Source organism: Lederbergia galactosidilytica, assembly GCF_017873565.1.
Lineage (GTDB): Bacteria > Bacillota > Bacilli > Bacillales > Bacillaceae_C > Lederbergia > Lederbergia galactosidilytica.
This window is the reverse complement of record NZ_JAGGKH010000002.1, coordinates 197,272-209,824: the sequence shown is the minus strand read 5'-3', so window position 1 is coordinate 209,824 and position 12,553 is coordinate 197,272. Positions and strand designations below refer to the sequence as shown.

General features: G+C 36.1%; 14 protein-coding genes. All 14 read left to right on the top strand.

Annotation, left to right across the window (positions count from 1 at the left end; genetic code table 11):
- Positions 1-133 precede the first annotated feature (133 nt).
- The 14 genes from hslV to flgD all read left to right on the top strand — a co-directional run bounded on the left by hslV (position 134) and on the right by flgD (position 12,415).
- Positions 134-676, top strand: coding sequence for an ATP-dependent protease subunit HslV (gene hslV / locus J2Z23_RS02890; RefSeq protein ID WP_057986793.1), 543 nt, complete (start codon positions 134-136; stop codon positions 674-676).
- Between the two features lie 55 nt (positions 677-731).
- The gene (gene hslU, locus J2Z23_RS02885; RefSeq protein WP_057986791.1) at positions 732-2,120 is read left to right on the top strand and encodes an HslU--HslV peptidase ATPase subunit; all 1,389 of its coding nucleotides are present in this window, start codon (positions 732-734) and stop codon (positions 2,118-2,120) included.
- A gap of 131 nt (positions 2,121-2,251) precedes the next feature.
- Positions 2,252-3,031, top strand: coding sequence for a GTP-sensing pleiotropic transcriptional regulator CodY (codY, locus tag J2Z23_RS02880; RefSeq protein ID WP_057986668.1), 780 nt, complete (start codon positions 2,252-2,254; stop codon positions 3,029-3,031).
- A gap of 495 nt (positions 3,032-3,526) precedes the next feature.
- A complete protein-coding gene (gene flgB, locus J2Z23_RS02875) occupies positions 3,527-3,910 on the top strand; it encodes a flagellar basal body rod protein FlgB (RefSeq protein WP_064467937.1) in 384 nt (127 codons plus the stop codon).
- Between the two features lies 1 nt (position 3,911).
- Positions 3,912-4,364 carry a flagellar basal body rod protein FlgC gene (gene flgC / locus J2Z23_RS02870; RefSeq protein WP_057986663.1) on the top strand — a complete coding sequence of 151 codons (453 nt, stop codon included), beginning with the start codon at positions 3,912-3,914 and terminating at the stop codon, positions 4,362-4,364.
- A gap of 90 nt (positions 4,365-4,454) precedes the next feature.
- A complete protein-coding gene (fliE, locus tag J2Z23_RS02865; protein ID WP_238456117.1) occupies positions 4,455-4,691 on the top strand; it encodes a flagellar hook-basal body complex protein FliE in 237 nt (78 codons plus the stop codon).
- Between the two features lie 69 nt (positions 4,692-4,760).
- Positions 4,761-6,359 (top strand): flagellar basal-body MS-ring/collar protein FliF, encoded by a 1,599-nt coding sequence (gene fliF, locus J2Z23_RS02860; RefSeq protein WP_057986661.1) that lies wholly within the window; start codon positions 4,761-4,763, stop codon positions 6,357-6,359.
- 12 nt (positions 6,360-6,371) lie between these two features.
- Positions 6,372-7,379, top strand: coding sequence for a flagellar motor switch protein FliG (fliG, locus tag J2Z23_RS02855; protein ID WP_057986660.1), 1,008 nt, complete (start codon positions 6,372-6,374; stop codon positions 7,377-7,379).
- 16 nt (positions 7,380-7,395) lie between these two features.
- Positions 7,396-8,142, top strand: coding sequence for a flagellar assembly protein FliH (fliH, locus tag J2Z23_RS02850; protein WP_209973178.1), 747 nt, complete (start codon positions 7,396-7,398; stop codon positions 8,140-8,142).
- The gene (gene fliI / locus J2Z23_RS02845) at positions 8,139-9,464 is read left to right on the top strand and encodes a flagellar protein export ATPase FliI (RefSeq protein WP_057986655.1); all 1,326 of its coding nucleotides are present in this window, start codon (positions 8,139-8,141) and stop codon (positions 9,462-9,464) included. The genes fliH and fliI overlap by 4 nt, the downstream gene beginning before the upstream one ends.
- A complete protein-coding gene (gene fliJ, locus J2Z23_RS02840; RefSeq protein ID WP_057986653.1) occupies positions 9,461-9,907 on the top strand; it encodes a flagellar export protein FliJ in 447 nt (148 codons plus the stop codon). Before fliI ends, fliJ begins: the two co-directional genes overlap by 4 nt.
- Before the next feature lie 20 nt (positions 9,908-9,927).
- Positions 9,928-10,512, top strand: coding sequence for a MotE family protein (locus J2Z23_RS02835; protein ID WP_238456115.1), 585 nt, complete (start codon positions 9,928-9,930; stop codon positions 10,510-10,512).
- Between the two features lie 21 nt (positions 10,513-10,533).
- On the top strand, positions 10,534-11,787 hold the full coding sequence (locus tag J2Z23_RS02830) for a flagellar hook-length control protein FliK (RefSeq protein WP_209973177.1): 1,254 nt from the start codon (positions 10,534-10,536) through the stop codon (positions 11,785-11,787).
- Between the two features lie 7 nt (positions 11,788-11,794).
- Positions 11,795-12,415, top strand: coding sequence for a flagellar hook assembly protein FlgD (flgD, locus tag J2Z23_RS02825; protein ID WP_057986647.1), 621 nt, complete (start codon positions 11,795-11,797; stop codon positions 12,413-12,415).
- The last annotated feature ends 138 nt before the right edge of the window (positions 12,416-12,553 follow it).

Genomic DNA, 12,553 nt, shown 5'->3' with positions numbered 1-12,553 from the left:
ACCTTCGTCTAGCCTACCATGTAAGAAATAAAGGAAACTACGTAAGATTGTATCGTATATAGTGATCGCTGTTGCGAGGAAGGCATGAAGTTTGTTAGTCGCTGAAGCTGAAAAGAACAAGGAGGTCCAGGAAATGGGAGAATTTCATGCAACAACAATATTTGCTGTCCAGCATAATGGAGAATGTGCTATGGCAGGAGATGGGCAGGTTACCTTTGGTAATGCAGTTGTAATGAAGCATACAGCGAGAAAAGTACGCAAGCTTTTTAATGATCGTGTCGTAGCCGGTTTTGCCGGTTCAGTAGCAGATGCTTTTACATTGTTTGAGAAGTTCGAGAGTAAATTACAAGAATATAATGGGAATCTACAACGAGCAGCAGTTGAATTAGCAAAGGAATGGCGTAGTGATAAAGTATTAAGAAAGCTTGAAGCGATGCTTATTGTCATGGATAAAAGTAATTTATTACTTGTCTCTGGAACAGGAGAAGTAATTGAGCCTGATGATGGTATTTTAGCTATAGGTTCTGGTGGGAATTATGCTTTATCAGCAGGGCGTGCCCTTAAGAATTACGCTTCGGAAACTTTATCTGCTAAAGAAATTGCCCGAGCTGCTCTAGAGATTGCTGCAGACATTTGTGTTTACACAAATCGAAATATTATTGTCGAAGAATTATAATGATGGTAGCTATAAAGGAGGAGATTGTTTGGAAACAGAATTGAAAGGTTTAAACATGACTCCACGTCAGATTGTTGAAAAGCTCGATCAGTATATTATTGGACAAAGAGAAGCAAAAAGAGCTGTTGCTGTGGCTCTTCGCAATCGATTCCGTCGCGAAAAATTAAACAATGAGATGAAGGAAGAAATTATTCCTAAAAATATTTTGATGATTGGACCTACAGGTGTAGGAAAGACAGAGATTGCAAGAAGATTAGCTAAACTGGTTGGAGCTCCTTTCATTAAGGTTGAGGCGACAAAATTTACTGAAGTAGGTTATGTCGGTCGAGATGTTGAATCCATGGTTCGTGATTTAATGGAAACCTCAATTCGCGTTGTAAAGGAAGAAAAAATGCAAGAAGTAAAAGGGCAAGCGGAGAAATTAGCGAATCAAAGACTTGTCGAATTACTCGTTCCAAGTAAAAAGAAAACAGAGAATTTTAAAAACCCGTTTGAAATGATTTTTGGGAACCAAAATGAAGAATCAGATCAATCAACAGATGCACAAGAAGAAATGAGTACGAAAGAAAAGCGCGCTGCAATTGCTAAAAAATTAGCAATTGGTGAATTAGAAGACCATCTTGTACAAGTTGAAGTGGAAGAACAACAACCATCTATGTTTGACATGCTACAAGGTTCGGGAATGGAACAAATGGGGATGTCTATGCAAGATGCACTTGGAAGTCTGATGCCAAAGAAGAAAAAAAAGCGGAAACTCCCTGTCAGAGATGCCCGTGTTGTTTTAACGAATGATGAAGCTCAAAAGTTAATTGATATGGATGATGTTACTCAGACCGCTATTTATCGAGCTGAACAAACAGGGATTATTTTTATTGACGAAATTGATAAAATAGCTAGTAAAAATAGTGGTTCAGCATCTGCGGATGTGTCTAGAGAAGGTGTGCAAAGGGATATCCTCCCAATAGTGGAAGGCTCAACAGTGGTTACGAAATATGGACCTATTAAAACAAATCATATCCTTTTTATTGGGGCTGGTGCATTTCATATTTCAAAACCATCAGATCTTATTCCGGAATTGCAAGGTAGATTTCCAATCAGAGTGGAGCTAGAAAAATTGTCTGTGGATGATTTTGTTAGCATACTTACAGAGCCGGATAATGCGATTGTAAAACAATATATTGCATTATTGGAAACAGAAGGTATACAAATTGAATTTACAGACGATGCTGTATACAGACTTGCTGAAATAGCTTTTAACGTTAATCAGGAAACAGATAATATAGGTGCTAGGAGATTACACACGATTTTAGAAAAGCTTTTGGAAGATCTTTCCTTTGAAGCCCCTGAAGTAACACTAGATAAAATTAAAATTACGAAAAATTATGTTGATGAAAAACTGGCTGCTATTTCACAAAACAAGGATTTAAGTCAATTTATACTTTAAGTACTAACTTCAAAGTAGCATCCCTTTATTTTTTGAAAATAGCATAGAATTTCTATAAGACAAAATACACAACAAAGAAAAATTTACAAAACAATTCATTCAATATGGATGGTATTTAGGAGGAACAAATAATGGATTTATTATCAAAGACAAGAACAATTAATGCAATGCTTCAGAAAGCTGCAGGAAAACCCGTAAACTTTAAGGAGATGGCTGAAACTTTAAGTGAAGTTATTCAGGCAAATATTTATGTGCTAAGCCGTAGAGGAAAATTACTAGGCTATGCCATTAATGTGCAAATTGAAAATGACAGAATGAAGAAGATGCTTGAGGATCGTCAATTCCCTGAAGAATATACCAATAGTTTGCTGCGTATTTCAGAAACTTCATCCAATCTTGGGGTGAATAGTGACTACACTGCATTTCCTGTAGAAAACAAAGATTTATTTGCTGAAGGGCTTACTACGGTAGTTCCAATTATTGGAGGGGGAGAGCGTCTAGGCACATTAATTCTTGCTCGTTTAGAAACTGAATTTAATGATGATGATCTCTTATTGGCTGAATACGGTGCAACAGTTGTAGGTATGGAGATCCTTCGCGAAAAAGCTGAAGAAATTGAAGAAGAAGCAAGAAGTAAAGCCGTTGTTCAGATGGCAATTGGTTCATTATCTTACAGTGAATTAGAAGCGATTGAACATATCTTTGAAGAACTTAATGGTACTGAAGGGCTGTTGGTGGCTTCTAAGATTGCGGATCGTGTTGGGATTACCCGCTCGGTTATCGTAAATGCTCTAAGAAAACTTGAAAGTGCAGGAGTTATAGAATCAAGATCCCTAGGTATGAAGGGAACATACATTAAAGTATTGAATTCAAAATTCTTGAAAGAACTTGAACAACTAAAATCAAATTAATGAATCGATATATGGTAAGGTAAGACGTTAGGTTCAAAGACATATTAGCTTACAGAAGTGGAAAGCGAAATATGTCTATCACTAGCCGTTAAAGTTATGTTGGTTCATTGTTATTTTATAATAAGCAAAGTTTTGACAGGAAGCTGCCATTTTTGGAAATGGCAGCTTCTTTCTTTTGTCTGTAATATTTCGTTATCATTTGAAATATTAACATTAAATTAAAGAGGAAGCGGGAAATATTTAATCCGAAACTCATGTATACTTTGTTATTTTCTTAGGCCTTTTTTAATATATATAAATTGTTGAATAATCGGTAAATTCTGCTTATCGACAAAAGAAGAGTTTTTACATAAGTCGTAAGTACTATTTTGTAATATAATTTTAAAAAAAGACATATATTTATCTAAACAGATATGGACGTAATATGACAATAGTAATACAATAAGAAATAGAAATGTGTCGAAATATAGATTAATTTAGAAAGTGGTGACAGTAATGGAATTATTTTCCAGCACTATTACCTCGTTAGAGAGAGGTTTAGGTAATTCGGCTCTTAAGCAAAAAGTAATAGCTAATAACATCGCGAACGCAGATGTTCCTAATTATAAGTCGAAAAATGTAAGTTTTGGAAATGTATTAGAAGACACACAGTTGGAATTAAAACGTACAGACTCTCGCCATCTACCACTTGAACAGGCAGGACAGAGTCCAACTGTCTACACAAAACGGAATTTTCAATATCATAGTAATGGAAACAATGTTGACCTCGACCAAGAAATGGCCGATATGGCAAAAAATCAATTATACTACCAAACTCTTATTGAAAGATTAAATGGGAATTTTTCCATGCTAACTAATGTACTAAGGGGAGGTAAGTAATATGTCTGTGTTTCAAAATATGGGAATAACATCCTCAGCTCTCACTACGCAACGTTTAAGGATGGATACAATTGCTTCTAATATGGCCAATATTGATACGACACGCGGCCAATACATAAATGGTGAGTGGCAACCCTATACGAGAAAAATGGTCGTGATGCAACCTCAAGCTTCGTCATTTAGTTCTCAATTGAATTTAGCAGTAGGACGTCAGGCCCAACAATTGAATGGTGTGAAAGCAACTAAAATCGTTGAAGATGATTCTCCTTATCGACTTGAATATAATCCTGATCATCCTGATGCTAATGAAGATGGTTATGTGGAACTTCCGAATGTCGATCCATTAAAGGAAATGGTTGATTTAATTAGTGCTACACGCTCTTATGAAGCGAATGTAACTGTGTTTGATGCTAGTAAATCTATGTATCTAAAAGCTCTACAAATAGGAAAGTAACTCATAAGGAGGAGTCTGACAGTGTTGATTAATAATAATGTAGTAAATGGCTTAACGCTTTCGGAACGTGGGCAAGGATATAATCAATCATTGTCTCAGGTGAAAGAAAATAAATTTGGAACCTATCTTAAAAATGCTATAGATGAGGTAAATAGTGCTCAAGTCCAATCCACAGAAGCGACTCAAAAATTGCTGAATGGCCAGGAAATAGAATTGCACGATGTGATGATCACGGCTCAAAAAGCATCTATTACTATGCAAGCAGCTCTAGAAATTAGAAATAAAGCTGTGGAGGCATATCAAGAAGTTATGAGAATGCAAGTCTGATTTTATGCACTTTTAAATTTTTGTTTTAATAAGATAATCATTTTGCAGGATTTAGTAAGGGGCTTATAAATGAAAGAGACAATAAACAAGCAATTTGATCGTTTAAAAGAATACTGGATTAATAGAACCAAAACACAACGATTTATGATCGGTGGATCTCTTCTTGCTTTTATTATTATCATATTTACCATATTTTATTTTTCAACAAAAACTTCGTTTGTTCCATTGTATACAAACTTAACTCCAAGCGAAACTGGATCCATCAAAGAGAGTCTTGATGAAAAAGGGATTAAGTCAGAAATTGCTAATGGTGGCTCAACGATTAAAGTACCAGAAGAGCAGGTTGAATCGTTAATGGTGGAGTTAGCTTCAGAGGGAATACCTAAATCTGGACAAATAGATTATTCTTTCTTTGGTGAAAATGCCGGTTTTGGTATGACAGATAACGAGTTTAATGTTTTAAAACTTAGTGCAATGCAAACCGAATTAGCAGAACTTATGAAAACGATAGATGGAATTGATCAAGCAAAGGTCATGATCAATTTACCGAATAAAGGAGTCTTTTTGAACGAAGATACTGAAGAAGCTTCTGCATCGATTGTTTTACAAACTCAACCGGGTTATGAATTTAATGAAAAGCAGATTAAATCACTTTATTATTTAGTTTCCAAAACTGTTCCTAATCTACCTGTCGATAACATTGTCATTCGCAATCAGTTTCTTGAATATTTTGACTTAAACCAAGAACAATATGCTGAAAATGGCATTACTCAACAAATGCAAATAAAGAAACAAGTTGAACGGGATATTCAAAGACAAGTGCAAAACATGTTGGGAACTCTAATGGGCTTTGATAAGGTCGTTACTTCTGTTACAGCCGATATTGATTTCACACAGGAAAACCGTGAAGAAAACTTAGTGGCGCCAGTGGATGAAGAAGAGATGGAAGGATTGGCCATTAGCGCACACAAAATTACAGAAACTTATACCGGAAATGGCGATCAAGCCGGAGGAATAGCACCTACTGGAGATGCAGAAGACGCGGGCGGAACTGAATATTTAGAGGGTGCAGGCGGCAATGGTGACTATGAAAAAACAGAAGAAACCATTAATAACGAGATTAATCGAATTCGTAAGGAAATCGTAGAAAGCCCCTATAAAATTCGTGATCTTGGGATTCAAGTGATGGTTGAACCCCCGGATCCTCAAGATGTCAACACATTTCCGGAAGAGCGTAGAGAAGATATAGAAGATTTACTGGCAACCATTGTGAGAACTTCAATTGATAAGAATGCCGGAACAGATCTATCAGATGATGAAATTGCAAATAAAGTCAATATATCCGTACAACCATTTAATGGGAAAGTGGAAATGGAAGAGAATAGTGGAAGTAAGATTCCATGGTGGGTTTATGTTGTTGGTGGCATATTATTAGTTGTAATTGCAGTCTTACTTGTATTTCTATTACGAAGACGTAAGAAAGATGAAGAAGTATATGAAGACGATGAGTTGTTAGAGGATTCGACAGTAGAACAAGTTGAGATACCAGATATTCAGGAGGAATCATTATCTGAAGTCTCGATGAGAAGAAAACAATTAGAAAAATTAGCTAAAGAAAAACCTGATGAATTTGCAAAGCTTTTGCGAACATGGTTGGCTGAGGATTAGGAGGGTTATAGATTGTCTAAAAAAGGTTTGTCAGGCAAACAGAAAGCAGCAATACTCTTAATTTCTTTAGGACCTGATGTAGCTTCATCAGTATACAAACATTTAACTGAAGAAGAGATCGAGAAACTTACTTTGGAAATTTCAAATGTACGGAAGGTTGAAACAGAGGCTAAAGAGGGAGTTCTAGATGAATTCCATCAAATCGCTATGGCACAGGATTATATTTCTCAAGGTGGGATAGGCTACGCTAAAACAGTATTAGAGAAAGCCTTAGGGGAGGAACAAGCTCTTGCTATTATCAACCGCTTGACTTCTTCATTACAAGTACGGCCATTTGATTTTGCTCGCAAAGCAGATGCTGCTCAGATTTTAAATTTTATCCAGAATGAGCATCCACAAACAATCGCTTTAATTTTGTCTTATTTAGATCCAGAAAAAGCGGGCCAAATTCTTTCTGAACTTCCACAAAATGTGCAGATGGATATTGCGAAGCGTATTGCTGTGATGGATAGAACCTCCCCTGAGGTGATAAGTGAGGTTGAGGCAATACTAGAAAGGAAATTGTCAACGACTGTCACGCAAGATTACACAGAAACTGGTGGGATTGAGGCCGTTGTGGATGTATTAAATGGTGTGGATCGATCAACTGAGAAAACAATTTTAGATGCATTATCTATTGAAGATCCAAATTTAGCTGAAGAAATTAAAAAACGGATGTTTGTTTTTGAAGATATCGTCACACTTGATAATCGCTCTATCCAACGGGTTATACGTGAGTGTGAAAATGAAGATTTATTATTGGCATTAAAGATTTCAAGTGAAGAAGTTAAAGAAATCATTTATCGCAATATGTCCACTAGAATGGTTGAAACAATCAAGGAAGAAATGGAGTTTATGGGACCAGTAAGATTACGCGATGTAGAAGAGGCGCAATCTAAAATTGTTGGGATTATTCGTAGATTAGAAGATGCTGGTGAAATAATCGTCGCTCGTGGTGGAGGAGATGATATTATTGTCTAGGCTTTTTAAAAGTCAAATGAATAAAGGCCACGCTGAAAACCCGCGAATGATTCAAATTAGACAAGTTCAGCTAGAGAAAAATGACCAAGCTCTCTCAGCGGAAAGGCAATATTTAGTTAAAGAAGAACAACGCATCATTACTGAAGCTAGAAATGAAGCCGAAAAACTAATTCAACAGGCTGAAGAACAAGCAAATATAGTAATAGATAATATAAAACAGCAACAAGAACAATGGGATTTCGAGAAAAAAGAATTAACCAAGAGTGCTTATGAAGAAGGTTTCCAAATTGGTGTAAATGAAGGAAGGCAACAAGGGTTTGATCAATACAAATTAAAAATTGAACAGGCAAAGCAAGTTACGGATCAGTCAAAAATAGAGTATGAGCAATACATTCGTAATTCTGAAATAGTCATTTTAGAATTGGCCATTGCATCTGCCGAAAAGATTATTCAGACTACATTTGCCGAGGAACCTGAACGTTTCCTACCACTTGTTAAATCAGCTCTGAAAGAAGTCCGAAATAGCAAAGAAATCCAAATACATGTCAATCCGGCACAATACGAATTACTTTTGGCTGAAAAGGCAGAACTTGAAACGATTTTTCCGCAAGATGTGGAGTGTTTTATTTATCCAGATGTTGACCTTAAAGAATACGGTTGTCAAATCGAATCTGAACATGGAAGAATTGATGCAAACATTTCGGATCAGCTAGTTGAATTGAAAGAAAAATTATTAGAAATTTTGATGGGTGAGCAATCATGAAGGCTAAAGATTTAGTACCGATAGTCCAAACGATCAATACTTATAAACGGTATGGAAAAGTTAGCAAAGTTGTTGGGCTAATGATTGAATCTCAAGGCCCAGAAAGTTCAATTGGGGATGTTTGTTATATCCATGTAGGATCAGGTACAACGAAACGGAAAATTATGGCTGAGGTAGTTGGTTTTAAAGAACAACAGATTATTTTAATGCCTTATACAGATATTCGAGAAATTGCACCAGGCAGTTTAGTAGAAGCCTCTTCCAAACCATTACAAATAAAAGTTGGAGCCGAATTAATTGGTAGAGTGGTAGATTCGTTAGGGAGGCCAATGGACGGATTTGATATTCCTAAGGGAATGACAACAACAAATACAGACAATGCACCGCCGAATCCATTAAGTAGACCACCTATTTCTGAACAGTTAGAAGTAGGTGTGCGCTCAATTGATAGCTTATTAACAGTAGGTAAAGGCCAAAGGCTTGGCATTTTTGCCGGTAGTGGTGTTGGTAAAAGTACTTTGCTTGGCATGATTGCAAGAAATACAAAGGCAGATATTAATGTTATTGCACTAATTGGGGAGCGGGGAAGAGAAGTTAGGGAATTCATTGAAAGGGATTTGGGACCAGAAGGTTTAAGTAGATCGATCATCGTGGCCGCTACGTCTGATATGCCTGCATTAATGAGAATAAAAGGGGCCTTTACAGCTACCGCGATTGCGGAATATTTTCGTGATAAAGGCTTAAATGTTATGTTCATGATGGATTCTGTCACCCGGGTAGCGATGGGCCAACGGGAAGTTGGACTGGCAGTCGGCGAGCCTCCAGCAACGAAAGGATATACACCATCTGTGTTTTCAATTCTTCCGCAATTACTCGAACGGACTGGTACGAATGAATTTGGCTCAATCACTGCTTTTTATACTGTGTTAGTTGATGGCGATGATATGAATGAACCGATAGCTGATGCAGTAAGGGGAATTTTAGACGGACATATTGTTCTTGATCGAGCTCTTGCTAATAAAGGACAATTTCCAGCTATAAATATTTTGAGAAGTGTAAGTAGGCTCATGAATGAACTTGTTACTAAAGAACATCAAAATAGCGCAGAAAAATTACGTGAAATGCTCAGCACCTATTTAGATTCTGAAGATCTCATTAATATAGGTGCCTATAAACGAGGTTCATCGAAAGAAATTGATCAGGCCATTGACTTTTATCCGCATATTTTGTCTTTTTTAAAGCAGAGGACAGATGAGAAAATTTCAATGGAACAAAGTATTGATGAGCTGATCCAATTAGTAGGAGCAGGTGATAAAAATTGAGCTTTCAGTATAAATTCCAAAAAATCTTAACCTTAAAAGAAAGAGAAAAAGATGAATCTTTACATATTTATCAAGAATCTGTAAAGAAATTCACTGCAGCAGCAGAACATCTTTATGATTTACTTAAGAAAAAAGAGGATCTTGAACAATTTCAATCAGAGGAATTAGCCAATGGTCTTTCTGTTGACAAAATCAGACATTATCAATATTTTATCTCCAATTTGGAAAAATCGATTGAGCATGCCCAAGGTCTAGTTATACATGCGCGAAATACAATGAATTGGCATGAAGAAAAATTGAAGGAAAGTAATATTGAAGTGAAAAAGTATGAAAAATTAAAAGAAAACAGTTATCAAGCCTATATGGAAGTACTTAATAGAACGGAAAATTTAAACCTCGATGAATTTTCCCAAAGGCAATATTTTTTTCGAGGAGGAAGTTAGGTGAGAAAGTGGAAAAGGCCTTGAAAAAACAAAAAGATGAAAAAGAAACAACTTTTTTTCAACGCTTTATTTATTGGGTTTTGATTCCGCTTTTGTTTGCACTATTTCTGGGACTCCTAATCGCTTCTATTGCAGGTGTGAATGTTTTTCAACAGGCAAAAGAACTTGGAGGAAAAATCCCTTTTATTTCCAATATGGCTGTTCACGAAAATACGGAAGATATCAGTGAATATAAGGAAAAAATAATCGAGTTGGATGCTGAAATTCAAAATAAAAATGCGGAAATCGAGCAACTAAAGAAAAAAATAGAGAATAAAGATGCTGAGAAAGAACGTTATATAGTGGAGCAAAAAAGATTAGAGGAAACGATAGATGAACTAAAGAAACAACAAGAGGAAAACAAACGAGCGTTCAAGGATATTGTTTCAACCTATGCTTCAATGTCACCAAAGAGAGCCGCTCCCATTGTGTTAGAAATGAGCGATGATGAGGCGGTGAAAATCCTAACCAATCTACCAACTGAATCCTTAGCAAAGATTTTAGAAAATATGCCGGCTGAACAGGCTGCTAAATATACTGAAAAATTATCTATAAATGCTAATTAAGTGGAAGGGTAGGTGAGAAACTTGAAGATAAATACGGTTGAAATTAGTCCCGGAATGCTAGGGATTTCCATGTTGGAAACTACAGCTACCTCTGATTTTACTATGGTTCTAGGCAGTTTTATGAATGAAAATCAAGCAGCTACCGAAGACATTTCTCTTGTGCAAACGGAAGAAATAAATTCACCGCTTGAAAAACTATTAGTATTGATGAATGAAGAAGAGACTGACTTGAAACTTCCAAGTGATGACCAAAGAAGCGATGACTTTGACATCAACATTATGTTGATGGAGCAATTTCCTGAATTAGAAATGACTTTTTCACAAATCGTTAGTTGGTTAGAACAGAAAATAGATTTTCAGCTTTCCGAAGATCAGCAAAATAATGTATTGATTATGAGCAAAAACATTTTTCAAGCTTTAAATGAACTTGAACCGGCAGATTGGCTAGTAATACCTCAGGAACCAATCTTTACTATGATCAAATTGGAAAAAAGTTTGCAATCATTATCAAAACAACTTCCTCTTTCGCCAAAAGACATGGGGCAGCTAATCGAGTTGGAAACTTTAGTGCAGTCATTAAAAGAAAAAGTCCAACAACTATCAAACACGGAATTATTTAAAGAGGCGATCCCTAAAGCTTTTAATAAGGTTAATGAGCAAATTATACAACAACCGATGCTTTTAAAAGGGCAAAGTTATAATTCAACAAGAAATCATATCGATCTTTCGCAACCTGTCCAACTCAATTTAAACAATGAGGTACCTCAAGAATTAGTCCGGAGTCACGATAGTATGAGAAACGTTGGGAAAGATCAATTAGATTTACAAAAGCCGCTTGAGCAACAACCAGCTTTCCGAGGCTTTGTGAGAGAATTATCAAATATAATGGGACGTGCAAACTTTAACCAGATAGCACATACAGCCAAGCTAACGATCAGGCTTTATCCAGAAGAGTTGGGCTCATTAAGAGTGGAATTGCTTCAAAAAGATGGGATGATGACAGCAAAATTTTTAGCATCATCTTCAACCGCAAAGGAAATGTTAGAGGTACAAATGCATAGTTTAAGGCAGGCATTTTCACAACAGAATATTCAAGTTGATCGTATAGAAGTTACTTATGGCGATTCTAGTCAATTGAAATATACGAATCAAAATGGACAGCATGAACAAGGGCGAGAAAATCGTCAGGAGTTTCAAGAGCAAGATAAACAACCAGACAGTGAGTCGAGTTTTCAGGAGACAATGAATCAATTTATATTTGAAAAGGAGGTATAGAGAGAAATTGTCAACCTCAATAGATCCTACTTTATTTTATTCATCCGTACAGAAAAATGAAGCGAGAACAACAAATGATAACTTAGGAAAAGACGATTTTTTAAAGCTGTTAATGGCTCAGTTACAAAACCAAGATCCAATGAATCCAATGGAAGATAGTGAGTTTATCTCACAGATGGCAACATTTTCTTCGCTAGAACAGATGACAAATATGAATAATTCGATTGAAAAGCTAGTGCAATTAGAAATTCAATCAAGCCTTATAGATTATAGTCATTTTGTTGGGAAAGAGGTAACTTGGCACAATGTAAAAGAAGATGATGAAACAATCGTAACAGAAGGAAAAGGGGTCGTCGCATCTGTTCAATTTATTGAGGATAGTGTGAAATTTATTCTAGATGATGGGACAGAGCTATTTCCGGCGAATATTTCTCAAGTAAATCAGCGATCCATAGAGTCACCACTTGTGCAAGCAAGTAATCTAATCGGCAAGACGATTACTTGGGAAGAAGATGATATTGAGTTTGAAGATATTGTCCAATCTATCACACAAAAAAATGGCCAGCTTTTACTTCAAATGGAAGACGGTCAGCAAGTTAAAATGGATCAATTAACTAAAATTCAATAAATCTAGAATGCTTATTTGGATCAATGAGTGTAAAACCACTTAGTTGCCATTCTATCGAAATATTTTTTAGAATAAGCAAAGCCTAGCTAAACTAATAAGGAAGCTATCGTGCCGCCGACTGATTTGAAGTGGCATTAT